This is a genomic window from Bordetella sp. MIP270_01_BMS, from assembly GCF_054958705.1.
Genome location: NZ_CM143297.1, coordinates 2471190 through 2496993, shown reverse-complemented (window position 1 = coordinate 2496993; position 25804 = coordinate 2471190). Strand labels below are relative to the sequence as shown.

25 protein-coding genes are annotated in these 25804 nt (G+C 62.6%); 19 read left to right on the top strand and 6 right to left on the bottom strand.

Annotation, left to right across the window (positions count from 1 at the left end):
• Nucleotides 1–2: 2 nt before the first annotated feature.
• From ACV17W_RS11670 to ACV17W_RS11620, 11 genes are all read left to right on the top strand, one after another.
• Complete coding sequence (locus ACV17W_RS11670; RefSeq protein ID WP_462592498.1) at nt 3–689, top strand: isochorismatase family protein; 687 nt, start codon at nt 3–5, stop codon at nt 687–689.
• A 266-nt stretch (nt 690–955) separates the two neighbouring features.
• Entirely contained in the window at nt 956–1834 is an 879-nt protein-coding gene (locus ACV17W_RS11665; protein WP_462592497.1) for a VOC family protein, read from the top strand.
• 68 nt (nt 1835–1902) lie between these two features.
• On the top strand, nt 1903–2991 hold the full coding sequence (locus tag ACV17W_RS11660; RefSeq protein WP_462592496.1) for an ABC transporter substrate-binding protein: 1089 nt from the start codon (nt 1903–1905) through the stop codon (nt 2989–2991).
• The gene (locus ACV17W_RS11655; RefSeq protein WP_462592495.1) at nt 2991–3809 is read left to right on the top strand and encodes an ABC transporter ATP-binding protein; all 819 of its coding nucleotides are present in this window, start codon (nt 2991–2993) and stop codon (nt 3807–3809) included. The genes ACV17W_RS11660 and ACV17W_RS11655 overlap by 1 nt, the downstream gene beginning before the upstream one ends.
• 11 nt (nt 3810–3820) lie before the next feature.
• The gene (locus tag ACV17W_RS11650) at nt 3821–4603 is read left to right on the top strand and encodes an ABC transporter permease (RefSeq protein ID WP_462592494.1); all 783 of its coding nucleotides are present in this window, start codon (nt 3821–3823) and stop codon (nt 4601–4603) included.
• Nucleotides 4604–4622: 19 nt separating this feature from the next.
• Nucleotides 4623–5708 (top strand): M14 family metallopeptidase, encoded by a 1086-nt coding sequence (locus tag ACV17W_RS11645; protein ID WP_462592493.1) that lies wholly within the window; start codon nt 4623–4625, stop codon nt 5706–5708.
• A 257-nt stretch (nt 5709–5965) separates the two neighbouring features.
• Nucleotides 5966–6760 carry a sugar phosphate isomerase/epimerase family protein gene (locus ACV17W_RS11640; protein ID WP_462592492.1) on the top strand — a complete coding sequence of 265 codons (795 nt, stop codon included), beginning with the start codon at nt 5966–5968 and terminating at the stop codon, nt 6758–6760.
• Between the two features lie 23 nt (nt 6761–6783).
• Nucleotides 6784–7773, top strand: a complete 990-nt coding sequence (locus ACV17W_RS11635; protein WP_462592491.1) for a Bug family tripartite tricarboxylate transporter substrate binding protein — start codon at nt 6784–6786, stop codon at nt 7771–7773.
• Nucleotides 7774–7833: 60 nt separating this feature from the next.
• On the top strand, nt 7834–8871 hold the full coding sequence (locus ACV17W_RS11630) for a zinc-dependent alcohol dehydrogenase (protein ID WP_462592490.1): 1038 nt from the start codon (nt 7834–7836) through the stop codon (nt 8869–8871).
• 59 nt (nt 8872–8930) lie between these two features.
• Nucleotides 8931–9533, top strand: a complete 603-nt coding sequence (locus ACV17W_RS11625; protein ID WP_462592489.1) for a hypothetical protein — start codon at nt 8931–8933, stop codon at nt 9531–9533.
• 35 nt (nt 9534–9568) lie between these two features.
• Nucleotides 9569–10504, top strand: a complete 936-nt coding sequence (locus ACV17W_RS11620) for a LysR family transcriptional regulator (protein WP_462592488.1) — start codon at nt 9569–9571, stop codon at nt 10502–10504.
• 64 nt (nt 10505–10568) lie between these two features.
• Here ACV17W_RS11620 and ACV17W_RS11615 read toward each other — a convergent pair whose 3' ends face one another.
• Entirely contained in the window at nt 10569–11420 is an 852-nt protein-coding gene (locus ACV17W_RS11615; protein ID WP_462592487.1) for an alpha/beta fold hydrolase, read from the bottom strand.
• Between the two features lie 98 nt (nt 11421–11518).
• Between ACV17W_RS11615 and ACV17W_RS11610 the strand changes: the two genes are divergently transcribed.
• The 4 genes from ACV17W_RS11610 (at nt 11519) to ACV17W_RS11595 (ending at nt 16408) form a co-directional block, all read left to right on the top strand.
• Nucleotides 11519–12403: a LysR substrate-binding domain-containing protein gene (locus ACV17W_RS11610; protein WP_462592486.1), complete on the top strand. Its 885-nt coding sequence runs from the start codon at nt 11519–11521 to the stop codon at nt 12401–12403.
• 159 nt (nt 12404–12562) lie between these two features.
• Nucleotides 12563–13567, top strand: a complete 1005-nt coding sequence (locus ACV17W_RS11605; RefSeq protein ID WP_462592485.1) for a Bug family tripartite tricarboxylate transporter substrate binding protein — start codon at nt 12563–12565, stop codon at nt 13565–13567.
• A 62-nt stretch (nt 13568–13629) separates the two neighbouring features.
• Entirely contained in the window at nt 13630–14991 is a 1362-nt protein-coding gene (locus ACV17W_RS11600) for an MmgE/PrpD family protein (protein ID WP_462592484.1), read from the top strand.
• 4 nt (nt 14992–14995) lie between these two features.
• Nucleotides 14996–16408: an MmgE/PrpD family protein gene (locus tag ACV17W_RS11595; RefSeq protein ID WP_462592483.1), complete on the top strand. Its 1413-nt coding sequence runs from the start codon at nt 14996–14998 to the stop codon at nt 16406–16408.
• A gap of 63 nt (nt 16409–16471) precedes the next feature.
• Here the strand turns inward: ACV17W_RS11595 and ACV17W_RS11590 are convergent, their stop codons facing one another.
• Nucleotides 16472–17026, bottom strand: coding sequence for a helix-turn-helix domain-containing protein (locus ACV17W_RS11590; RefSeq protein ID WP_462592482.1), 555 nt, complete (start codon nt 17024–17026; stop codon nt 16472–16474).
• 101 nt (nt 17027–17127) lie between these two features.
• Here ACV17W_RS11590 and ACV17W_RS11585 point away from each other — a divergent pair, with 101 nt between their 5' ends.
• The 3 genes from ACV17W_RS11585 to ACV17W_RS11575 are packed head-to-tail and all read left to right on the top strand — an operon-like array spanning nt 17128 to nt 19601.
• On the top strand, nt 17128–18117 hold the full coding sequence (locus ACV17W_RS11585) for a Bug family tripartite tricarboxylate transporter substrate binding protein (RefSeq protein WP_462592481.1): 990 nt from the start codon (nt 17128–17130) through the stop codon (nt 18115–18117).
• 14 nt (nt 18118–18131) lie between these two features.
• Nucleotides 18132–18785 (top strand): glutathione S-transferase family protein, encoded by a 654-nt coding sequence (locus ACV17W_RS11580; RefSeq protein ID WP_462592480.1) that lies wholly within the window; start codon nt 18132–18134, stop codon nt 18783–18785.
• Nucleotides 18786–18794: 9 nt separating this feature from the next.
• On the top strand, nt 18795–19601 hold the full coding sequence (locus ACV17W_RS11575; protein WP_462592479.1) for an aldolase: 807 nt from the start codon (nt 18795–18797) through the stop codon (nt 19599–19601).
• A 192-nt stretch (nt 19602–19793) separates the two neighbouring features.
• On the opposite strand, the gene ACV17W_RS11570 is transcribed toward ACV17W_RS11575, so the two are convergent.
• From ACV17W_RS11570 to ACV17W_RS11555, 4 genes are all read right to left on the bottom strand, one after another.
• The gene (locus tag ACV17W_RS11570) at nt 19794–21188 is read right to left on the bottom strand and encodes an MmgE/PrpD family protein (protein ID WP_462592478.1); all 1395 of its coding nucleotides are present in this window, start codon (nt 21186–21188) and stop codon (nt 19794–19796) included.
• Complete coding sequence (locus ACV17W_RS11565; protein ID WP_462592477.1) at nt 21189–22163, bottom strand: Bug family tripartite tricarboxylate transporter substrate binding protein; 975 nt, start codon at nt 22161–22163, stop codon at nt 21189–21191. It abuts the gene before it with no gap.
• Nucleotides 22164–22251: 88 nt separating this feature from the next.
• Entirely contained in the window at nt 22252–23208 is a 957-nt protein-coding gene (locus ACV17W_RS11560) for a Bug family tripartite tricarboxylate transporter substrate binding protein (RefSeq protein ID WP_462592476.1), read from the bottom strand.
• 151 nt (nt 23209–23359) lie between these two features.
• Complete coding sequence (locus tag ACV17W_RS11555) at nt 23360–24508, bottom strand: CaiB/BaiF CoA transferase family protein (RefSeq protein ID WP_462592475.1); 1149 nt, start codon at nt 24506–24508, stop codon at nt 23360–23362.
• 520 nt (nt 24509–25028) lie between these two features.
• Here ACV17W_RS11555 and ACV17W_RS11550 point away from each other — a divergent pair.
• Entirely contained in the window at nt 25029–25772 is a 744-nt protein-coding gene (locus ACV17W_RS11550; protein ID WP_462592474.1) for a GntR family transcriptional regulator, read from the top strand.
• Nucleotides 25773–25804 lie beyond the last annotated feature (32 nt).

Sequence of the window (25804 nt, the reverse complement as noted above, 5' to 3'; positions counted from 1 at the left end):
CGATGCTTGAAGTTCCCGATTGGATCAGCGCCCGTATTGTGCAGCGCATGGGCAGGCGCTACGTCAGCGAGCGCATCGACCCCTCGCGCACGGCGTTCGTCGTGGTCGACCTGCAGAACTACTATACGCAGCCGGGCTTCATGGCCGAATGTCCCGCGGCGCGCGACACCTTCCCCACAGTCAATGCACTGGCAGCGGCATTGCGGCAGGCGGGCGGGCATGTCATCTGGATCAAGACCTGCGCCGACGGCGCGGCCGACTACTGGAAGTACTACCACGGCCGCATGCTCAAGCCGGAAAGCAGCGACCGCCGGCTGCGTGAATTGTCCAGCGACGGGCCGGGTTATCCATTCCCGGAAGCCCTGGATATCCGGGATGGCGACATACAAGTGGTGAAACGCTGCTACAGCGCGTTTGCTCCGGGCTCGTCAGAGCTGGACACGGTGCTCAGGGAGCGCGGCATCGATACGCTGCTGATAGGCGGGACCCTGACCAATGCCTGCTGCGAAACGACTGCCAGGGACGCCATGCTGCGCAACTACACGACCATTATGGTCGACGACGCGCTGTCCGCGCTGACCGACACCGAGCACGTCTACACGTTGCATAACTGGCTGCTGCATTTCGGCGATGTCTACAGTGCCGATGAAGTGGTGGCGCGACTGGCCCCGGCGGGCAGCTCCGTCTGAGCTGAACCGAAGGACCCGACGGCTCGCCCGGCGCCTGCCGCCCGTGGCACCGCGCACGCCGACCGCCCCCCTGCGTCTCGGCAAACGCCAGGCTCGCATCCGGGCGTGCATGTCGCCGCTCTGGGAGATCCGCACTGCACGGCGGATTTTGCCCTGGGGACGTGACGCGCGAAGGGGCCCCCGAGCACCGCAAGTCCGGCAGGGTAAACTATGCGCGGATGTATACAAAAAGTTATGCAGTGTTTTCAGAGTTGTCGGGACGTCGGATGCAGCAAGTAGCGGTATCGCCCGCAGGGGTGAATCTGGACCATGTAGGCCTCTTTGCCAGGGACCTGGCGCTCACATCCAGCCAGTTCGAAGCCCTCGGGTTTCAACTCACCCCCCAGTCGCAACATTCCCGACCTCCGACTCCCGACGCACCCGTGGCGCTGCGCGGCACGGCCAATCGATGCGCCATGCTGGAGCACGGCTACATCGAGATCCTGGGAGTTGTCGACCCCGAGCTGGACACCCTGGGCGTGCCCGAGGCGCTGTGCCGATATGAGGGCATGCATATCCTCGCGTTTGGCGTGGATGATGCCGACGCGCAAGAGGCCCGGCTCGCGACGGAAGGCTACCTGCCCACGCGGACCATATTGGAGCGCCGGGTGGATCTGCCGGCCGGCAGCGCGACCGCGCGCTTCGTCCAGGTGCGGCCCAGCCCAGGCTCGTTGCCCGAAGCGCGAGTCTTCATGCTGCAACACGACACCCCTGACCTGGTCTGGCAGCCGCGTTACCTGATCCACCCCAATACGGCGACAGGCCTGGCGGAAACCACGGTGGCCGTGGCCGATATCGGCGAAGCCGCCGAACGCTACCGGCGCTATCTGGGCTGCACCCCTGAAACCGGGCCGGGATATTGCCGATTTCAGCTCGCCCACGGGGCGCTGCGGCTGCTGAGCCCCGCAGAACTGCGCGCCCGCGTGCCGGGCGCGCACGTTCCCACCTTGCCTTATCCGGCCGCGACGACGGTGACCGTCGCCAGCCTGGATCGCGCCGCGTCGCACCTGCGAGCCCATTGCGTCGACTTCGAGGCCTGTGCCGACGGCCTGTGCGTCGCGCCGGAAGCGGCCGGCGGCATGAGCATGATCTTCCAGGCGCTTTGAGACCAATCGATACAAGACACCCCGGGCATCGGGTGCAATCCCTGGCCCATCATTTTCGGAGTATGCATATGAAAGCTGGACAACTACGCCAACCATTACGCCGCCTTGCCGCACTGACCCTGATGGCCGGCGTGGCACTGGGAGCTTCATGGGGCGTACGGGCGGAAACCGTGAAGTTTGCGTTCCCGACGAACATCAATCTGTCGAACGCTCCGCTGCTCATGGCCAGCGGCATGGACTACTTCAAGGATGAAGGCCTGGACGTGGAAATCATGTTCTTCCAGGGCTCGTCGGTGATGATGCCTCAGTTGACGCAGAAGAACATCACGTTTGGCTGGATGAGTCCCGAATCGTTGATTTCCGGCGCGCAGCCCGGGCGGTCGCGACTGCCGGTCAAGCTGTTCTATAACGGCATCCACCTGTCTCCGTACGAGATCGTCGTGAAAGAGGACAGCCCGATCAAGCAGGCGTCGGACTTCGCGGGCAAGAAAATCGGCGTTGGCGGCATGACTTGGGCGAACATCCCCATCACCAAGGCCATCATGAACGACGCGGGCCTGACGCTGGGCAAAGATTATGAGCTTCTGCCCGTGGGCGTGGGCGCCAGCGCCTTCCGGGCGTTCGAGGACGGGTCGATTGCGGGCCTGAATCTGTTCGACACATTCCATGCCCAGCTCGAGAACTCGGGAACGAAACTGCGGCGCGTGCCGATTGACGAGAAGTATCGCAAGCTGTTTTCCAATGGCTGGCTGGCGCATGAAGACACGCTGCGCGAGAAGCCCGAAATGGTTGTGAAATTCGCGCGCGCGGCCGCCAAGGGCGTCGTGGCGTGCCAAGCCAATGTCGAGGCCTGCGTCAAGAATTTCTGGTCGATGTACCCCAACACCAAACCCTCGCAAGGCACCGAAGCGCAGAAGCTGGCCGACGCCGTGCGCATTGTGCAAATGCGCCTGGCCACCATGATTCCGGCCGAGGGTCATAAGCAGATGGGCCGCTACACCGAGCAATCGCTCAACGATTACGTCAAGGTACTGCATGAGGGCGGGTTGTTGTCCACCACGGACCTGCCGTTGAATACGCTCTATACGAACGAGTTCGTCGATCGCATCAACGACTTCGACGCGCAGGCGGTTGCGGCGGCCGCGAAGGCGAAATAATGCAGCCCGCAAAACCAGTTGAGGGAGAATCCGGCGCCGGGGGCGATGGCTCGCCCGTGTTGGCAACGCAGGGGCTGAGCGTCGTGTTCCAGGGCAGTCGCGGCAGCGTGACGGCGCTGCAGGATCTCTCAGTGTCGGTAGGCAAAGGCGAGTTCGTGTCGGTGATAGGTCCGTCCGGCTGCGGGAAATCGACACTGACCCGCGTCTTCAGCGGCTTGCTGAAGCCCACGCAAGGCACTGCGTACCTGAAGGGGGTGAAGATCGACCGTCCTCGCGGCGACGTGGGCATGGTGTTCCAGCAGGCCAACCTGCTGCCGTGGAAGACCGTGCTCGACAATGTGCTGGTGCCCGCCAGGGCGCTGCGCCAGGACCGTACGAAGTCGCGCGCCGCGGCGATGGACCTGTTGCGCCTGGTCGGCCTGGAACGGTTTGCGCACAACTATCCGGCCGAGTTGTCAGGCGGCATGCAGCAGCGTGTGGGAATCGCTCGGGGCCTGATCCATAACCCCGACCTGCTGCTCATGGACGAGCCGTTCTCCGCGCTCGACACCATGACCCGCGACCATATGAGCCTGGAGCTGCAGCGGATCTGGATGGCGCGGCAAACCACCGCCATCTTCATCACCCACAGTATTTCCGAGGCAGTCTTCCTGTCGGACCGGGTGCTGGTGATGTCGGCCAGGCCGGGCACCATCGTGGAAGATATCAAGATCGACCTGCCGCGCCCGCGCACGCTGGAAACCATGGCGACGCCGGAGTTCTCCGAATACTGCCTCACGTTGCGGCGGCTGTTCGAGAAACTCGTGCAATTCAATTAAGAGAACGATCCATGTCGAACAAGTTGAAGGCCGTAGGCTATCCGCTGGTGACGGCGCTCGTGCTGCTGTCCATCTGGATCAGTGCCGTTGAGGTATTCAAGGTGCCCGACTACCTGATTCCTGCGCCGCGCGCGGTGCTGGGCACGCTCTACACGGGCTACATCGAGGGCCGGTTCTGGCCGGATTTCTTTTTCACTCTGGGCAACACGCTGGTGGGCTACACAAGCGGCGCCTGCCTGGCCCTGGTGCTGGGCGCGTTCGTTGCCGAGTCCAGGACCTTCGAGCGTTTTTTCTTTCCTTACATCGTGGCGCTGCAGGCGACTCCCAAGGTGGCCATCGCGCCCCTGATCCTGGTCTGGTTCGGCTACGGCATGGCATCGAAGGTCGTGCTGATTGCGCTGATGACGTTTTTTCCCGTGTTCATCAACACCATCACCGGCTTGCGTCAGACCAATCCGGCCATGCTCGACCTGATGAAAGTGTGCTCGGCGTCGCGCATGCACGTGTTCCTGAATGTGAAGCTGCCCGCGGCAGCGGGGCATATCTTCGCAGGCCTGCAGATTTCGGTGGTGCTCAGCCTGATCGGCGCGGTGGTGTCGGAGTTCGTGTCTTCGAGCAAGGGCCTCGGGTACCTGATCCAGTCGGCGTCGGTCAATATGGACGTCGCGACGATGTTCGCGTGCCTGTTCAGTCTTATCGCCATCGGCGTGACGGGCACGCAGCTCGTGGCCGTCCTGCATCGCCGACTGGTGTTCTGGGAGCGCGGCGCCTCCAGCACACTTGCAACGCACTGAGCACGGGATACGCAACGCCATGGAATTCCACCACTGTTACGCCACGACGTACCAAAGCGCACGCCAGCGGTTTCGTGCCGCGGCCGCCGAACGCGGGGCTCAACTGCACGAATACGCACATCCCCTTCGGGGGCCTGGCGGCGAAGCGCTGGCCGCGGATGTGGCCGTATTCGGTTCACCCCACGCGTCGCGCCGCCTGATCATCATCAGCGGCACGCACGGCCTGGAGGGCTACTGCGGCTCGGCTGCGCAGCTCGCCTGGATGCAGGGGGATGGTCCGGGAGCAATGCCGCCAGATGTGGCCGTCGTCATGGTGCATGCCATCAATCCGTGGGGCTTCGCGCATGGTTCCCGCACCACCGAGAACAACGTCGATCTCAACCGGAACTTCCTGGACCATGGCCAGCCGCATCCGCCCAACCCGGACTACGGGCTGCTGCACGATGCCGTGCTCGGCAAGGAATGGACGATGGCCGCCATCCAGCAAGCCCAGGCGGCCATGGACGACTATGCCGCGCGCAAAGGATCGGATGCATTATTCGACGCTCTGGCGCGCGGCCAGTACACCCACGCCGACGGATTGAACTATGGCGGCGTCCAGCGCGAATGGTCGAACCTGCTGCTGGAACAGATTTTTCGCGATCATCTGGCCACGGCCGCCAAGATAGGCTTCATCGATTGGCACACCGGCGTTGGCGAATACGGCCAGCCCTTCTTCCTGTGCTTCAACGAAGAAGAGGGTGAGCTCTTTGCACGCGCTTGCGCATGGTGGGGAGAATCCCGGGTGCGGGGCCAGCGTCCGCATGGCAAGGCACGGCCTGCCTATCAGGGCTTGCTGTTCCACGGTATGCAGCAGCTGGCGGGCGACGTGCCGGTCTGCGGCGCGGTCGTCGAATTCGGAACGCGCGGCTGGCATATGCGGCGCATCCTGCGGCTTGACCTCTGGTTGAAATTCCATGCCACGCCCGGTACGGAGCAGTATGAGATGTTGCGTGCCGATCTGATGGATGCCTTCAGCCCCGTCGACCAGCTATGGCGCGACGCGACCGTGCGCCATGCGCTGCAGATTACCAGTGAGGCCGTGGCCGGCATGGCCGACTGGTAGGCGCAGCAGAGGCCGGCGCGGCGCCTGCTCAATTTTCGTCCTTCTCGAAGCCGCCAGCGTGCCTGCGGCCATCCCCGCAGGCACGCTGGCGGGGTGACTCGTGCTTTGCCAAAGTTGGACTTTTGAATTTCAAGATTGTTGGAACCGTTCTGCCTGCCTACCATACGCCTCAATATTGATCTTAGCGGGCGCTCAGTGGCGTGATAGTGGTGGCAGGCGCAGAACCGATTCGAGCCAGGCATGGAAAGCAGCTGTCATTGGGCTGGCTGACCGTACCCAATGCAAACAGCGTCCAGTTGGTCGAGGCGGCGGGAGCGGCGGGCTTCACCGCGGTGTCCGTCCGGCTGGAGGGCCGCGACCGCGAACGCGAATCCGCGCTTTGCGAGGATGCGCAGGCAATCGCATCGCTGGAGCTTGCGCTGGCCGACAACGGCGTGAGGCTCGGCCATATGGGCGGGCTGTGGCTGGATGGCCATAAACCGGTACAGGAGTTCGAACGGGCTATCGCGTGTGGGGTGCGGCTCGGCACCGATCTGTGCGTGGCCATTGCACCGCCTGATCGCTCGCCACATTCCATCCAGGAAGATTTCAACGGCTTGTGCGAGCTGGCCCATCGGTATCAGGTTCGTGTGGCGGTCGAGTTCGGCGCCTACCTTGGCGTGCCATCGCTGGACGCCGCCATTCAGCTCATCGAGCGCTCAACAGCAGACAACGCGGGCCTTCTGGTGGATGCCCTGCATCTACATCGATCCGGCAGCCAGCCGGCGGCGTTGCGGCGCGTGCGGCCGGAGCGCATCTTCGTAGTGCAACTGTGTGACGCCAAGGCAGATGCGCCCGCTTTCTGGCAATTGCAGACGGAAGCCCGCGGAGACAGACTCGACCCCGGCAGGGGCGTCATACCCCTGTGCGACCTGCTGCAAGTCACACCGAGCCACACGCTGCTCGAGATTGAAGCGCCATGCTTCGCCTATCGCAGTCTGCATGCGACGGAGCGCGCCCGACTTGCGATGCAGGCCACGCAGACCCTGTTTAGCCGGTGCAGTACAGACTAAAAAATTTATCCGAGGAGACCATAATGCAGAAGTTCCAGCCCTCTCTGGGCCAGATGATAGTGAGTGTGGGCCTGGCTTTGGGCGCCTGTGCCGCCAGCGTGGCGCAGCCCGCGACGTCTTCATTCCCATCCAAACCCATCCGGTTGGTCATTCCCTATTCGCCTGGCGGCTTGAGCGACGGCATCGCCCGCACCGTCGCCGAGGAGCTGCAGCGCACCCACAATATGCAGATCATCGTCGAGAACAAGACGGGCGGAAACACGGTTCCGGCGGCCATGGCGGTGACCCGGGCCAACCCCGACGGCTACACAGTGGGCTGGTTTTCGGCATCGACATTCACGACCGTCCCGAAGCTGATGCCCGATCTTCCGTTCAAGGTGTCGGACTTCAAGCCTGTGCTGATGGCGTACAGCGGCCCGATCGTCATGGCGGTGAGCAGCAAGGTGCCGGTCAGTAACGCCGCTGAGTACGTCGAATGGGTCAGGAAGGAAGGCAAGCCTGCCCTGGTAGGGGCGACCGCCAAGGGCGGCGCGGGCCACCTCACGACCGTGGCGCTGGGGCAATCGGCCGACATGACCGTGGACCTGGTGGCGTATCGCGGCGGGCCTCCCATGGTGACGGAGCTCGTGGGTGGACAGCTGAACGCTGCCATGGACATTCTGGATACGTTTCTCACCCAGCACAAGGCCGGAAACCTGAAGGTGATCGGGCACACCAGCGCCCAACGCCTGGATGTCATACCGGAAGTTCAGACTTTTGCCGAGGCCGGCTTCCCGGAAGTGAAGGGGCAATTCTGGCATGGCCTGTTCGCGCCTGCCGGTACGCCCGATGAGATCGTGGCACTGCTGAACCAGCGCATTGGCGAGGCCTTGAAAACACCCGCGGTCAGGGCCAGGCTTTCGCCCGACCTCAAAGTCGGCAGCTATACGCCGGCCGAGTTCGCCGATCACATCGCGCGCGACCGGCAGTATTGGGAACAACTGATCGACAGCGCCTCCATCAGCCTGCAGTAGAGGCGCACTGACGGCAGGCGCCGACCCCCGATCAAGTCATTCAACGTTTGGTAGCAATCTATGCTCGCACTAAGAAAAACCAGCCCTGAGCGCGGGCTCTCATTGGTGGATGCGCCTGTCCCGACTGCTCCAGGCCGCGGGGAAGTCGTCATCCGTGTAGAGGCCGCGGGCATCTGCGGTTCCGACGTCCATGTCTACGAATGGAGCGGAGGCTACGACTTCATGACGCCGCATATGCCGGTAACGATGGGCCATGAGTTCTGCGGCCGCGTGTTCGCGGTGGGAGACGAAGGCGCCTCGTTGCAGATCGGGCAGCGCGTGGCGGTGTATCCCGTCGTTCCGTGCGGGGCATGCTTGAACTGCGCACAGGGCAAGCGCGAGCTCTGCTTGAAGCGCAAAGCCCTGGGGCTGACGCTGGACGGGGGCTTCGCGCAGTATGTACGTGCGCCGGCGGCGAACTGCATTCCCCTTCCCGATGCGCTGGAACCCGCACTGGCGGCCCTGATGGAGCCTCTGTGCATCGCTGACCACGCGGCCGCAATCGGTGAGGTCAGATTCGGCGACAACGTGCTCATACTGGGCCCCGGCACGATAGGGCAGGCTGTCGCAAGAGCCGTGAGCTGGCGCGGAGCCAACAACGTCATCGTCGTCGGTATGGACGATGGGCCACGGCTCGACACGGCAAGTAAAGTCGGCGCTACCCACACCCTCGATCTGCGCGAGGTGCCGGACATCAAGCGAGCGGTCCAACAGATCACGGGCGAGCGCGGTGTGGATGTGGTCATCGAGGCAACCGGCAACCCGGCCAGCGTACCCGCCGGCCTGGAGGTGCTGCGCAAGGGAGGCGTCATGGTGGTTGCAGGCATCCATCCCCGCCCCGTTCAGATCGACCTGACCTCCCTGGTGCGCAATCGCCATCAGATTCGCGGGGCACATTCATCGATACGGGCTTCATGGGACGTGGTTGCGGCGCGCCTGGCCTCTGATCCGGAAAGCGTGCGCCCAATGGTCAGCCTCAGCCTGCCATTGAGCGAAGCAATCCATGGATTCGAGCAGTGCGTCAACAAGCAGGCGTCCAAAGTCGTCCTGCATCCGTAGACCATTCCGGCCGCGCCCATGATCCATTTCCTTTCAGCGGTCCCTTATTGGAGTTTCAGATGAAGTTTGACATTACGAAGCGGCTTCCTGAGGTTGACGTCGCCCTTGCGCGCACCGACAACCCGCGGCATATCGCCATTCTGAAAAATTATGTGCGCCATGCAAATCTGGAAGTCTGCGGGCTGTGGGAAGGGATCGTCGCGCCGGAAATGATGGTGGAGCACCCGGTGTATGTATTTCATTCGCCCCAGGGCATACGCGTTCTGGACGGCATGCAGGCGGTGAGAGACGAGTACGCGAGCTACGAAAAGCTCGGAAACACCGTCATTTACCACACCGACGGCGAGATCTTCGTCGACGACGGCGGATTCATGACCGAGTACGTATCCAACCGCTTCTGGCCAGGCGAGCTCCTGCAGGCGCTCGGCGACGATATCGACGATCCGCAAGCCACCTACCTGGTATCCATGACGCAAGCGATGTACTGGCCCTATGACGAGCGGGCGCGCGTCGTCGCTGAACGCGTTTACCGGGGCAGCGACCGCGTGATACGCAAGTGCGAGCCCGATGAGGTCATCACCATGGAAGAGTGCCGCGAGAAGCTGCTGCCCTCGCTGCCGCCGGTACACTGCCCGATGACCGGCAAACCCCTGCAGCACTGAGCCCACGCAGGGCCGCACCGGCGATGCAGCCACCTATGAGCGCCTACTACAATTTCACGGATCTGCGGCTGTTCCTTGCCGTGGCGGAAGAACGCAGCCTCACCCGCGGTGCAGCTCGCGCGAACCTGTCATTGTCTGCGGCCAGCCTGCGCATCAAGAATCTGGAACAGACGCTGGGGGTGCGACTTTTCGAGCGCGGCGGGCAGAGCATTGTGCTCTTGCCCGCGGGCCATACCCTGCTGCGCCATGCGCGCGCACTGATGAGCCAGATGTCGCGCATGCATGACGACCTGCTCGAGCATGCCGAAGGCGCGAAAAGTGTGCTGCGCATTTTTCTGAACACATCCGCCATGTCTGAGCTGCTGCCGGATGTGCTTCAAACCTTCTTGATCGAGCATCCGGACGTCAATGTTGACTTGCGCGAACAGCTGGGCAGCGACATCCTGCGCGCCATACACGAAAAGACTTGCGATATCGGCATCATTGCGCGCGACCAGGCCAGCGCTGATCTTCATGTGATTCCCTATCGCCGCGACCGGCTTGTCCTGGTCACGGCGGCTCATCACCCGCTGGTCGCGGCGGGCCCGGTGTCATTCGCCGATACGCTGAACTTCGATTTCATCGGCCAGCAAGAAGGAAACGTCATCCAGCTCACCCTCGCACGCGCGGCTGCCGAGCAGGGCCGCAAGCTGATGATGCGCATCCAGGTGGGCAGCTTCGACGTGATGTGCCGGATGATCGAGGCGGGAATCGGGGTGGGTGTGCTTCCCGAAGGAACCGCCAGCCGCTACGCCGACCGCTACGCGCTGCATGTGGCGCCCTTGCAGGATGATTGGGCAACGCGCGAACTGGCGGTCTGTGTGCGAGACCCCGCCGAACTGCCCGACGCCGGACTGGCTTTCATCGATATGCTGGTCGCCAGCCAGACGCAAGGCATGGTGTCGTTGAATCGGCGCGTCGAGTACTCGTAGGGCAGTCCGGAGCCCCTCGGCGCGGGCATGCCCCGTTGGCCTTCGAGCGCCCGGGCGTGCGGATTCAGACCGGCTGAGCCAGTTTGGCCGCCGATGCATTCGTCGAAGCGCTGCGTTGAAGCGCGACGTAATCGAGTATCGCGTCTACCACTGCCTGTGGCTGCTCGGGCAACAGCGCATGCGCGGCATTTCGGATGGTCAGGTTGGTGACGCGGTCGCCCAGCTGGTCTTTCAACACGTTGGCAAAGCGCTGTGGGGCGATGACGTCGTACTCGGCCTGCAGGTTCAGGATGGGGGCGTTGCCGCCGGCGAAGAATTCGTCTACCGGTGTGCGCTTCTGCGCGGCCGTCTGCATCTTCAACAAGGTGGTGTTCCAGCCGTCGAGCCAAGCGCGCGCGTCGTTTCCTGGCGCGAAGAACACCTTCTGCAGCGCGTCCAGGCGCGTGTCTTCCGGAAGTTCGGTATTGCCGCAGATCTCGATCATGGCACGGGTCTCGTTGCTGATGGGCAGGCCTTGATAGCCCGCCGGCACCTTGCCTGCCGAACCGGCCAGCAGCAACAGCGCGCGTACCAGGTCGGGGCGGTCGGACGCCACGGTGCGGGCAATCCAGTTGCCGTGCGCATGGCCCACAATGAAGGCAGCCCCGCAATTCTGGCTTTCGATCACGGCAGAGATGTCTTCAGCCCAATCATGCAGGGTTTTTCCTTCCAGAGGACCGGTGCTTTGGCAATTGCCGCGCGGTTCGGGCCGAAGCACGCGGTAGCCGGCGGCCGCCACGGGAGTCGAGATCGGCTCCATGTCTTCGGCGCCACGTCCCAAGGACGGCAGCATGACCACCAGATCGCCGCAACCTTGCGCGTAGACTTCCAGTCGTATACCGTTTCCCCGCTCAACAAAGAACTTTTCGATCTGCATGGTATTCCGCTGTTCATGAATAGAGTCGCCTACTCTAGTCAACTAACAATAGCGTGACCAATATGGATTATGACTCACAGTTATTGGCGCGGTGAATAATGGATATCCGACAGCTCAGGTACTTTGTAGCGGTTGCCGAGGAACTCAACTTCAGCCGCGCGGCGATACGCCTGCATATGTCGCAGCCGCCTCTGTCCCAACAGATCAAGGCGCTCGAAGACGAGCTGGGCGTGGAATTGCTGATCCGGACGCGGCGCGAGGTCAGGTTGTCGGACGCGGGCAAGGTGTTCCTGCGCGAGAGCCGGGCGGTGTTGTCACAGCTGCAGTCGGCTATAGACACCACCCATCGGACGGCGCAAGGCGGTACCGGGGATATCCGGCTTGGAGTCGCAACGTCGGCAATGTTCAACGTAATGCCGCAGATTCTCGAGCGCTTCCGCTGCGAGCTTCCCGATGTGAACGTGCTCGTGACCGACATGGGCTCTCGCGACCAGATCGACGCAGTGCGCCAAGAAAAACTGGACATAGGCATTGTGCACCAGCAGACTCATATCGAAGATCTCGAGTCCAGGCCGATATTCAGCGAGACGCTATGTCTGGCCGTTGCGCAGCAACATCCACTTTCTTCGAAGCAGCTGGTCTCTCTCGACGACCTGAAGCACCAGCCGTTCGTTTCGTTCTCGCGGGATTATGCGCCGACACTGTTCGATGCTTTCATCGCCGCATGCGGCGATATGGGTTTCAGCCCGCGCATCGTGCATACGGCCCGGCATCCGCTGACGATCTTCCAGATGGTCAGGCTGGGCTTGGGGCTGGCGTTCGTGCCGGCTTCGTTCGCCAGGAGCTCTACGCCTGGCGTCAGCTACCTCCGCCTCGACTACACCGCAAATTGCGTCCACATGTGCGCGATATGGAACCCGAAGAACCCGTCGCAGCTGATGAGGAACGTGGTGGATAAAGTCTTCTCGCAGCCGGTGTACTAGCGCGCACGCGGAGCGCTGGCGAGCTTCAGGCGTATAACTGTAGGTCGGAAATCATATTGGACGCCGGTACTGGGCCACGGATAGAGTTCGTAGCACCAGAACAGAATCCCTGCGTCGGCATTCCTAAGCGGCCGATGCGGGAACAATCGGAGACGATCCATGGTTTCGATACGAAAGCGAGCGAGCCTGCGTGGCGCCCTGGCAATGGCCTTCTTGGGGGCCGCCTTCGGGTTGCCCGTTCCTTCCTCCGTCAAGGCCGAACAGGCGTATCCCAAGCGTGCCATCACCATCGTGGTGCCTTATACACCGGGCGGATCCATCGATACACTGGCGCGTCTGCTGGCCGAGAAGCTGCAGGCCAGGCTGGGCCAGAGTATTGTCATAGAAAACCGTGGCGGGGCTTCCGGCCTCATTGGTGCGCAACACGTGGCGAAAGCTTCGCCTGACGGCTACACCCTGTTGTTCAATGCCTCCAGCCAGGTCGAGATGCCGCTGGTCATGAGCGGGCAGACCTATGACCCCGACAAGGACTTCACACCCATTTCGAAGATCGGCTATGTGCCGTTGCTGGTGGTAGCCAACAACGACCTGCCAGTGAAAAACCTGGCGGAGTTCGTGGAACTGGTGCGCAAGGGCAAAGACAAGTACACCTTCGCGACCTCAGGCTACGGGACGTCCAGCCATATTGCCGAGGAGCGCCTGCGGCACGAGTTCAAGCTGGATATGGAAATCGTGGCCTATAAGGGCGCAGCGCCTCAGTTGACCGATGTGATGGGCGGGCATGTGTCGGCCGCCGTTTCTCCGATGCCCGGCGTCTTTCCGCACGTGTCCGCGGGCCGCTTGCGCCCGATTGCAGTCACCAGCGCGGAACGCCTGCCGCAGCTTCCGGATGTGCCCACCGTTTCCGAAAGCGGACTGCCGGGTTTCGAGCTGCTGTCGTGGTATGGGTTGTGGTCACCCGTGGGCACGCCTGCCGCAATCGTCGACCGGCTCGCTCGCGAAATGGAAGCGGTGAAACAGGATCCCGACATTCAGAAGCGGTTTCGCGAGCTGTCTTTCGTGCCGGTGGATTCGAATCCAGCGAGCTTCAAGGAGTTCATCCGCGCCGACATCGAGATGGTCAAGAAAATCGTGGCTGACGCCAACATCAAGGTGGGATTCTGATCCCCGGGGCTGCTCACGAGCCGTGGCCTATCGCTGGAGAATCTCGGATGTCGACACGCAACATGACTAGAACTACGCAGATCGTTGCCGATTGGGTAGCAGGCATTCAGCAGGCTCAGGTTCCCGAGCCGGTACGCGTTGCCTTGCGGTTCCTCGCGCTGGATACCTTTGCATGCGCCCTGGCAGGCGGATCGCAGCCTTGGGCGCAGGTAATACGCCAATGGGCGTCGGTGTCAGGGCCGCCGGCGCAGGGTCCGTCCCATATCTGGGGTGACTCGATCGCCAGCCTCAGGGCCAGTGACGCAGCCTTGGTGAACGGCGCCTGCGCACATGCGTTCGAACTCGACGATTTCCACAATGCCAAGGTCCATCCGGGTGCGGTGGTGCTGCCCGCGGTGTTTGCACTGGCCGAGCGCATGGGCTCGGCGCCAGACCGGATCGAAGCGGCGATTGCAGTCGGGTACGAGCTGGTGATCCGCACTTCGCTGGCGCTCAAGCCGGGCGAGACGCGATTGCGAGGCTGGCACCTGACGGCCGTCTGCGGGCCGTTGGGCGCGGCCGCGGCGGCGGCGGTGCTTCTGGACCTTGATGCCGAAAGAACCAGCTGGGCGTTGGGACTGGCCGGTACTCAGTCAGGCGGCCTTTTCGCTTTCACGGCAGATGGTACGGATTCGAAGCGGTTTCATCCCGGACGGGCTGCACAGAGCGGAGTCATGGCCGCGGAACTTGCCGCGATGGGGCTCAGTGGGCCTGCCCAGATATTCGAAGCGGCCGATGGCGGCTTGCTGAAGGCGTTTTCCGACGTGGCCGATGCCGAAGTTCTGACGCGCGGGCTTGGGCAGCATTGGCATGCCGCCGACACGAATTTCAAGCCATATGCCTGCTGCGGAAGCATGCACGCCCACGTGGACGCGGCGCTGCAGTTGCGTGCCCGATGGACTCCGGGTGCTCGGGTGCGCGTTGGCTTGCCCAGGGTGGTCCTGGTGCAGTGCGGTTACGACTACCAGCCCGGATCGTCGCTGAACGCGCAGATGAGCGGCCGATACAGTGTGGCAGCGGCGCTGCTGGACGGCGCGGTGCTGCCGGGGCAGTTTACCGACGCCCGCATGAAGGGCGCCGATGTGGTGACGTTGGCGCGCGATCTGGAACTGGTGCACGACGCGGCGCTGGACGAGTTGTACCCCAGGCATTTTTGCGGGTGGGTGGAAGTGCAGGCGGCCGACGGACAATGGTTGCGAGAAATGGTAATGGACCCATCAGGGGCGGCGGGCAATCCTTCGCGTCGCGATGCCATTGTCGAGAAGACGGAAAAGTTGCTGGAGCCGCTGCTCGGGGCGGATGGCACCCGGCGGCTCTGTGGCGATTTCGAGCGTCTGGATCAGACCGAACTCAGCGCCATCCTGTCGCATGCCCGGATGAGGTGATCGTATGAGTCTGGAAAAGCCTCCGTTGCTCGAAGGCGCGACAAGGGATCTTGCCCGCTTCGCGGCCGAGCTTGATTTTGACGACATCCCGGCGGATGTCGTCCAGACGATCAAGACCAGCGTGCTCGACAGCATAGGCTGCTGCCTGTTCGGCGCGACGCTGCCCTGGTCGCAGACGGTGACTACGCTGGTCGAGGGCGAGGGAAGCCGCCCTGTGGCGTCGCTGTTCGGCAGGGGCAGCAAGTCGTCGGCGGCTGGAGCGGCGCTGGTCAACGCGACGGCGGGCCATGCCTTCGAGCTGGACGATATCCACAAAGAATCCATCGTTCACCCGGGGTCGATTGCCTTGCCCGTGGGCATCGCGTTGGCCGAGCAGACGGGCAGGCGTCGGGGCCGCGATCTGATCACTGCAATGGTGGCGGGCTACGAAGTGGGCACCCGTGTTGGCAACGCAGCGACGATGAGCCTGTTCTTCAGGGGGTTTCATCCGCAAGGCACTTCGGGCGTGTTCGTGGCGGCTGCCGCGGCCGGGCGCATGCTGGAACTCGATCCCCTGCGCATGCAGCATGCGTTGGGTATCGTCGGATCGCAAGCTGGCGGCCTCATGGCGGCACAAGAGGGCGCCATGGTGAAGCGGTTCCATTCCGGCCGCGCCGCACAGAGCGGCGTATATGCCTCCATGTTGGCACAGCGGGAATTCACAGGCATCCTCGACGTCCTGGAGGCTCCCTACGGCGGGTACCTGAGTTCGTATTCCGATGCCCCCAACCCATTGCGGCTGACGGACGGCCTGGGTGTGAACTGGGAAACCGGCAAGACTGGCTACAAACCGCACGCGAGCGTTACCAGTATCCATGCAGCGCTGGACGCCTTGGCGCAGATCATGAGGACGCATGATCTCGGGGCCGACGATATTGCTGCCTTGCAGGTGGGGGTGAGCCATATGACCTACGTGCATTGCGCATGGCCCTACAAGGCCCAGGGAGTGACTGCCGCGCAGATGAACCTGTACTACGGCCTGGCCATCATGGCGATCGATGGGCAGGCATTCGTCGATCAGTACCGCCACGACAGGCTGGACGATCCGCACATTTTCGATTTCATTGCTCGCATCACCGCGAACGTGGATCCGGACATCGACGGCATGGGCCCGGCGTTTCGCCACGCGGCGCGCGTTACCGTCACTACGCACGAAGGCGCGGTTCACCGGGCAGAGATCCTGCACCGGCGCGGCAGCCCCGAAAATCCGTTGAAACCCGCCGATGTCGAATACAAATTTCGCCACGTCGTGAGATCGTGCGTGCATCCAAACCACGTCGAAGCGCTGATCCGCCTCTCGAATGAACTCGATCGTTTGGACGATATCCAGGCTCTTCTGGACATCCTGGTTGCCCCGGCTCCGGGCGCACCGCGATAGGCCCGCTGGGCCTTTGCCGAACCGATCGCCGTCCTGATCCGGCCGGCCATGCCGGCAGGCCGCTCACGACGGCTCGGCCGCCGGCGCAGGCAGATTGTCTTCCGCGATCACCAACAGTACCGACGCCGGCTGCGCGCCGATGGAGGTGATCTTGTGCGGAATGCTGGAATTGAAATGCACGCTGTCTCCCGCGCGTAGCGTCTCGGTGCGGCGGGCCAGCTGCAGGCTGACGCTGCCTTTCAGCACGAACAGGATTTCCTCGCCCTGGTGATGGCTCATCGGATGGTCGCGTACCGGCTCGCTGGACGGCGTCAGTACGAAGGCCACCATTCTGTGCCCGGGAAGGGTGCCCGAGACGATGCGCGGCGACTGCCCGGCCTGCCGACGACCCGTTGGCGCGCGGTTGATCACCACCGCATCTGCGTCCTGCGACTCTGCGAACAGGTCTTCTACCGCTACGTCCAGGGCTTTGCATATCCGCAACGCCGCACCTATAGAGGGCGCTGAAACGCCACGTTCCAGTTTCGACAGATACCCGCGCGTCAGGCCGGCCTTCTGGGCGAGCTCTTCCAGCGTCAGGCCCGCCTGGACGCGTAACAACTTCAGTTTTACAGCCATTGCTTCCCTTTCAGGATACTTGTATCCTAGAATAAACTTGTTTCTTGATTTGGGTCAAAACCAGAGCGCGCTACTTGCCGTTCTTCTCGTGGAGATATGCTATGTCGTTTCGGGCTCGCGTCCGCGCCTTCTTTATTATTGCGCTAACCAGCATGACGGTCGCCGCGCCGCAGCTGGCCTCGGCCGCAGAGGCCAACTATCCGACCAAGCCGATACGCCTGATCATTCCGTTCGGCGCAGGGGGCATCACGGATGTGGCGGGGCGGCTGATCGGCCAATACCTCGGCGAGGCGCTCTCGCAGCAGATCGTCGTCGAGAACCGTCCCGGTGCCGGCGGCTCGATTGCCGCCCAGGCGCTGGTGAGCGCCCCGCCCGACGGCTATACCTTGCTGCTGGGAACGGTGGGTACCCAGGTGGTCAACCCCATGCTCTACCGCAAGCTCAGCTATGACCCTGCAACCATGACGCCGGTGTCGCTGGTCAGCAATTCGCCGTACGTGCTGGCGATCAACGGCGTCGAGGGTGTGGGCAATCTGAAGGAATTGGTGGACTACGCCAAGCAGCACCCCGGGGTGCTGAATTTCGGATCGGCGGGCAACGGCAGTTCGCCTCATCTGGGTATCGAGCTTTTCAAGCTTTCTACCCAGACCGATATCATGCACATTCCCTTCAAGAGCGGGGCGGAAGCGGTGAACGCGGCCGTTGGCGGCCAGGTGAATATTGTCATCGACGCCTTGCCGGTGATCCAGCCGCAAGCCAAGGCGCAGCGTCTGAAGATGCTCGCCATCGCGGCGGAGCAGCGCAGTCCGGCCGCAGCCGACCTGCCGACCAGTGGCGAACAGGGCCTGCCGGCTTTCCAGATCGGGTCGTGGAACGCGCTGGTGGCGCCGCCGGGCACGCCTGAAGCCTACGTTCAAGTGCTGAACAAGGCGCTGGCAGAGGCGATGGCGCGGCCCGAGCTGGTGTCTCGCCTGGCCGGCATGGGCATCGAGCCGCTGCCCACGGGCGTTGAAGCGTACCGCAAGCACATTGCCAGCGAAGCCGATAAGTGGAGCAAGGTGATCAAGGCCGCCGGTACGCAACTCGACTGAATGCAGGGGACGACATGCTGAAGCTCTACGACACGCTGCGATCGGGTAACGCCTGGAAGGTGCGGTTGATGGCGAGCCTGCTGGGGGTTCCGCTGGAACGCCGGACCTTGTCGATAGACCGCGGCGAACTGCGGGCTCCCGAGTTCCGGCAGATTGCCCCCATGGGCCACGTACCCGTGCTGCGCCTGGAGGACGGCACCCACTTGGCGGAATCGATGGCCATTCTTTACTACCTGGCGCAGGGCAGCGCCTGGTGGCCGCAAGATACGCTCGATCAGGCGCGCGTCTTGAGCTGGATGTCGTTCGAACAGGACCGCCACATGACGCCACTTGCCCAGCTGCGTCTGAACCTGGCGCTGCACCAGCGCGGCGACGCGGATCAGGAGCCCTATGCCAGCTATGCGGTGGCCGCGCGCGCGGCGCTGCAGGTGCTGGAAGCGCAATTGCAGCGGCAAGGCGCAAGCGCCTGGGTGGCGACCTCGGCGGCGCCCAGTATCGCTGACGTGGCGCTGTATCCCTATACCCGCATGGCCCCAATGGGCGGCATCGCACTGGACCCGTACCCGGCAATACAGGCCTGGCTCGAGCGCGTCGAGGCCCTGCCGGGGTACCAATCGCTATTTCCGGGGCAACCGGAACGCAACCTTTCTACTGCTGAACTTCCCTGAGGCCCAGCCATGACTCAAACCGATACTTTCCAGCTCGATAAAGCCACGCTGGTGTCGAAGTCGACTACGCAGATGGATCGGCAGTTCCAGGACAGCGCCTACACGCTGCGCCAGAAGGTGGCGCTGACTTGCCGCATCCTGTTCGATAACGGCCATGATTCCGGTCTGGCCGGCCAGATCACCAGCCGAACCGGCACACCGGGTCAGTTCCTGACGCAGCGGCTGGGGCTGGGATTTGACGAAATCAGCGAAGACAACCTGCTGGTGGTCGATGAAGACCTCAATGTGCTGGAAGGCGACGGCATGGCCAACCCGGCCAATCGCTTCCATGCCTGGGTCTACAGGGCCCGTCCGGACGTGAACTGCATCATCCATACCCATGCGCTGCATACCGCTGCCCTGGGCATGCTGGAGCAGCCGCTCATGGTGTCGCACATGGACAACTGCGTGCTTTACGACGACGTGGCCTTCGTCGGCAAATGGCCGGGCATCCCGGTGGGCAATGAAGAAGGTGAGTTCATCGCCGGAGCTCTCGGCAGCAAGCGTGCGCTGATGCTCTCGCATCATGGCCTGTTGATTGCCGGTTCTTCGGTGGAAGAGGCCTGCGTGCTGGCGATCGCCTTCGAGCGCGCCGCAAAAATGCAGCTGCTTGCCTCCGGCGCGGGGGAGATCAAGCCCATTGATCACACGCTGGGCACCGAGGCGCATGATTGGGTGCTGCGGCCCAAGCGCAATACGATCGCGTTCGAATACTATGCGCGGCGCTCGTTGAAGAAACCGCACAATAGCGATTGCATCAGCGCCAAGGCTGATTGAGCGTGGCGGCAGCGCAGGGGCGTTCTTGGGCAACGCCTCGATGTGCAGGGATGGCGTCGGACACTTGCCGGCCCGACCTCCCGCGCGAGGGTGGCGGGCCAGCCATGTTAAAAGCGACCGTCTGACGCGCAGGGACCCGACACTTTGCCGGTACGGCGCCACGAAGCGCGAATGGATGGGCTCGTGCCGGGATTACGCGTTGCCTGTGCGCGCGCGGGCGCCCAGCACATGCATCACGTCCGAGGCGCGGTGCTGCTCCAGCGACAGCACCGTGTCCGCGATGCGTCCGGCATGTTCCCGGCTGACCGCACGCGCAGCATTATCATGAAACTTGTCGACGATTTCGGCGTTGCTGATCGGGCGTGAAGCGGCGCCACGGTTGATTGGCTCGCTGTGCTTCAGGACCCTGCCGTCGGCAAGAGCCACGATAACCTCGCCGCCATAGTAGGTGGGGAAATCTGCATCGGGGTCGGCTTCGCATTCCACCAGTGAAGCAAGAGCAAGCGTATCCGCGTCCTGATAGGCACCGGGGTCCAGGGCGTCGAGGGTGAAGCGGCCGAAGCGCAACCCGATGGCCACTGCATAAGGAATGCTGAACTGTGCCTCGTAGACGTTCGTCGGGCGTCGCTTGAGTTCGGCCGGTTCGCACACGGTTTTCATGACGCCTGCCGGGACGCGGGCCACGATGCGTCGAACGGCGGCGCCGCCCCATGCCCGGTGCAATTGACTTGCTGCATCGGCACAGGCATGGACGAAATGGCAGGCAGGGACGGGCTTGATGGCGATATTGCTGGTTTCCCAGATCGTCCCCAGTTCTTTCGTGACGAGCGTCAGGTCACATCGATCGGCCAATGGCCCGAGGTGGCTGCTGTACAAACCGAACCGCCCCTCGTATGCCGCGCGCGTCCCGACAAAACCGTTCTTTGCCAGCATTGCGGCGGTAATGCCGGCAGCGCCGGCCCATCCGGGATGCAATCGCTTGGTCCATGCGCCGTCGCTCAGAAATTCCAGGCTGCCCGAGGCGAAGGAAAGTGCAATGCCTTGCGCCTGTACGCTCTGTTCGCCGTCCAGTTGCAGCACGTGGGAAGCTGCCAGCGCGCAGCCGAATGCACCGATGAGCCCGGTGGGATGGAATCCGACTTGGTGGAACCCCCCCTTTGCCGCCGCGCCCAGACGCGTGGTGGCTTCTACGCCGAGGATATAAGCCGCCAGCAAATCCCGGCCGCTCCGGTCCAGGCGTGTACCGAGTCCGAGTACCGTGGGAAGTACCGACGTCGTGGCGTGCAGAACCCCGGCCGGATGTGTGTCGTCGTAGTCAAGGCCGTGTATCAGCAGCGCGTTCATGACCACGGCATCGCGCAATGGCAGTGATTGGCCGTAGCCAATCACCGGTATGTCACCGTCGGGCCCCGCCAACTCGCGCAGGCCGGCCATGGTCACGCGCGCGAAATCCCATTGTGTGCAAGCGATGGCGATGCCCAGGGCGTCAAGCATAAGGTGCTTCGCACGGGTCCGAACCTCGTTCGGCACGCTCTCCAGGCGGAAATCGGCGGCGAAGTCACCAAGGGTGGACGATAGGGTGGGCATTCAATCCACCTTCGCACCGGAGAGTTTGACGGCGACAGCCCACTTGTCGATTTCAGAGCGCAAGTAGGTTGTAAAATCGGTGTCGTCCATGATGGCAGGTTCCGCGCCGATGGCGGTCAGCTGATTCTCGACCTCAGGCGTTTCTAGCCAGGTTGCCAGCGCCTTGTGCAACGTCTCGATAACTCCCGCGGGGGTGCCTTTCGGTGCAAGCACGCCAACCCAGGAGGGGGTGTCCAGTTCGCCGAGGCCGGCTTCCCCGATTGTCGGAACATCAGGGGCCGCAGAGCTGCGCTGCGTGGTTGCGACGGCAAGGATGCGCAGCCTTCCAGAACGCATGTGGGGCAGCAGCGCCGGACCGGTATCGAACATCGCGCTGACCCGGCCGGCAATCAGGTCGGTCACTGCAGCTGCACTTCCCTTGTAGGGGACATGGGTCATGCGGATACCCTGTGCCTGCTTGAACAGCTCCATGCTCAAATGGCCCGTGACTCCGTTACCCGTCGAACCATAGTTCAGTTTGTCCGGTGCTTCCCGGGCCAGCCGGACGAGGTCTGCCGCATTTTGCGCGGGTACATCCACATTCACCGCCAAAAATTGCGGCACGATGGCCAGCAGGCTGACCGGTTCGAAATCCCGCAACGGGTCGTAGGATAGGTTCGAATAGAGGCTGGGATTGATGGCCATAGGCCCCCCGGAGCTGACGAGCAAGGTGTAGCCGTCGGGCTGGGCCTTGGCCACTGTCTCGGCGCCGATGATGCCCGCCGCCCCTGCTTTGTTATCGACGATGATGGCTTGACCGAGCGCGTCTTGTAAATGCTTGGCCAACACTCGCGCGACGGTATCCGTTGCCTGGCCGGGCGGAAACCCCACGACCAGGCGTATCGGCTTGTCCGGATATGCGGCATGGGCAGACCCGCCCGCGGACATCACCGTCAGCACTGCCGCGAAGAGCATGATGCTCAGGCGATTTTTCATTATTGTCTCCTTTGATTTTCGATTGTGGTCGTACGAGAGGGCGTGGCGGTATCAGGCGCCTGCCCTCGTGCTTTGACGGGCGCCGCCCTCAGTAAGCCTGCGGCTCGACATTGGCGTTCTTCAGCACTTCGGCCCACTGCCTGGTTTCGGATTGAATTGCGGCGCGCACCGTGTCGGGCGTGTTGGGTGGGGAAGCAAGGATCTTCTGCTCGGACAGAGTCTGTTTTGTCTGCGGCATCGCGATCCAGTCATCGACGATCGTGACCAGCTTCTCCACGATGTCGGACTGAGTGCCCGCCGGCGCGAACAGTCCGACCCAATAGCTCACATCGTAGTCATCCAGTTCGCGTATTTCCGACTCGCTCATGCCCGGCACGCCGGGCATGAGCGGCGAAGGCTGGCCAGAGCTGACCGCCAGGGCTTTGAGCCGGCCGGCCGCGACCTGCGGCGCGGCGGCGGCGAGGCTGTTGAACATCAGGTGCACGTTGCCGGCTATCAGATCGGCGTCGGCCTGGTTGCCGCCCCGGTAAGGTACATGCACCATCTCGATGCCGGTCGACGTCTTCAGCAACTCCATCAGCACGTGCGCATAGCTGCCCAGGCCATTCGAGGCGTAAGAGAGTTTGCCGGGGTTCTGGCGAGCATGACTCACCAGTTCCTTGACATTGTTGGCGGGCAAGCCCGGCGCGGCAATCAACAAGGCCGGCAACTCTCCTATCTGAGCAATGGGTTGCAGATCGCGTTCGACGTCGTATCGCAGGTTCTTGTAGAGCGACGGATTGATCACTACCGTTGACGATGTCGTCAGCAGCAGGGTGTAACCGTCGGACGCCGCGGTGGTCACCGCCTCGACGCCAATGGTGCCGCCCGCGCCGGACCGGTTCTGCACAACGAAAGGCTGACCGAGGCGTTCGGACGCATACCGGCCAAACAGGCGGGCTACGACATCCGCGGTCGATCCGGGTCCGAACGGGACGATGAGTTGCACCGGGCGGCTGGGGTAGCCCGGCGTTTGATCTGCGTGCGCCGCGTTGCTCATCGGCATCAGTAAAAGTGCAATGCAACCGATGGCCGCCTTCAGCGCGCGGCCCCTTTCTGATCTTGTCCGGCACATGATTGTCTCCTCATGGTTCTGGCGGACTCGCCGCCTATTGTTGGCCTTCTGAGAGTGATATGGCGAAATGGACTTCAGGGCACTAGAGAGCCTCTATCAGGTCGTTGTTTGCGCCAAGCTGGGGTGCCGTGTCGAATGTCAGGTCGCCGTGGTTGTCCAGCCATAGCGGCGTGCGGATCATGCGTCGTTTTCCGGCGATAGGGTCGTCGATGTCTACGTACATGCCGCGTGCGCCCAAGTGGGGGCATTCGTACACTTCGCTCACGCTTTGCACCTCGCCGGCCGGCACGCCCGCGGCGCCGAGATGCTCCACGATTTCGCGGCGGGTCCGGAGGGCGGTCCACTGGTTGATCTCCGGACGGATGATGGTGCCGAAATGCAGGGATCGTGATCTGACGGTGAGCAGTTCGCTATGGGTCAGCAGGTCTTCGCGGGATACGGCCACGCAAAGACGGCGCCAGATTTCATCGGTGGGCAGGATCAACGCGACATAACCGTCTGCTGCCTTGAACGTGCCGACCGGTGCGTAGGCGTCCAGACCTCGCTGGCGTCGTTCGCCCGTGAACTGCGTCAGCATCAGTTCTCGTTCCATCAGCGAAGCGGCTGCGTCGTACATGCTGATATCCACAAAAGTTCCTCGGCCCGTCGCGTCGCGTGCACGCAGGGCCGTAAGTACGCCGAAGGCCGCATGTATGCCGGCGAAGATGTCGCAGAAGCCGGTGACGGTGGGAATGGGCGGGCCGTCGACCTCGCCGGTCACATCCATGATGCCCGCCATGGCTTGCACGGCGGTGTCGAAGGCGGGGCGATCTGAATACGGGCCGCGCCGCCGGGGCGACCGGCCATAGCCGCTGATTGCCGCATACACGAGGCGTGGGTGCTTTGGCGCCAGCGCTTCGTAACCCAATCTCAGCTTATCGATCGCGCCGGGCCGCAGGTTCTCGACCACGACATCGGCAGTCTGGACCAGAGCTATGTAGCGTTGACGGTCTCGCTCCTGGGACATATCCAGAGTCACGGAGGATTTGTTGCGGTTGTAAGAGAGAAATCCCCCGCTCATCTGTCCAGAGGTGCCGCGCACCAGAGGGTCGTAGTCACGCCGTGGGTCCCCCCCTTGCGGGCGTTCTACCTTGATGACCTCGGCGCCCTGATCGGCAAGCATCATGGCGCAGTAGGGCGCAGAGATGTACTGCCCCAGTTCAATGATTCGAATGCCCTGTAATGGCTTCATGATGGGTTCCTGAGTGACCTGCGCGTACGCCGCGCTTCGTGGAGGCTGACGTCTGGCAGCTTGGGTCGTCCGGCGCCGGATGCGCTCGATACTGAATTGGTCCGCATAATACATCCGTATCATTTCGGATGTGAAATTAGCGGAAACCCGCATATGCTGCTCTGGTGCTTCTGCGCACAACCCGGATGGCATCATTAAAATCTATAAATAACATATGGTTAAAGCTACTTCATGACTCGTTGGAACGCTGCTGGCTATCGGAGCATTTTGTTTTATTGGTCCGAAAATTTTTGTGTGTTGCTCAAAAAGGTACGTACAAATATAATCGTCATACGCCGACTGTTTTTGGGCGATGGGGCTAGCGGCCCACCGTCGCCTGCCGAAGTGACCAGGAGCCTTCACCCGTGATGAATCGCAGCGCTTCGCCGCCTGGATGATCAGGGCTTGCCGGCCGTCGTTGTTGATACGATGGCGCGGCCCTCGTCGATAATGCGGGCGAACCAAGCAGGGGTGGAAAGGTATGAAACGAGCAGTAGAGATACCGGCATATCGCACAGTGACCGAGCAACTGCGACAACAGATCTACGGAGGCAGTTTCGCGCCAGGCTCGCGCCTGCCTACCGAAGTCGAACTCTGCCGTCAGTACGAGGTGAGCCGGCACACGATTCGCCTGGCGCTCAAGCAACTCGTTGCGGAGGGGCTGATCGACCAGATTCAAGGTAGCGGCACATACGTGCGGGGTCGGCCGCAAACCGACGAGCGCTATGTTCGGTCCATCGGTTCGATGGACGACCTGACGATGTGGCCGGGTACGGACATGGACGTGGTGCAGCCGTTCACGGTGCGTGTGGATGCGTCGGTCGCTTCGCGTCTCCAGTTGGATTATGTAGAGGTCGCGACAGCGCAGGTCAGGCGGTTGTTCAGCGGGCAGCCCTTTGTGTATACGCGACACCATGTATCGCCGGCGTTGGGCCGCGTTCTGAAAGAGCACGACGTACCTTCCGACGGCCCCGGCACGATCATCGGTGCGGCAGAGAAGTACTTGCAGCGCCCCGTCGCAGGGGTTCAGCAGAACATCTCCGCGCTGAACTGTGATGCCGATATTGCGCAGCATATCGGCTGCGCACGCGGCGACGCAGTAATTTTTATCGAGCGTCTTTACTACGACACATCGGGCGCTTTTGTTGAGTTAACGGAATCATTTTTTAACCCCAGACGGTACGCTTATCGGGTGGATCTTAAGCGCAAAGGTAGAGGCGGCTGAGTCAGTCGCGGGCCGCTCTACTTCATGCCGTC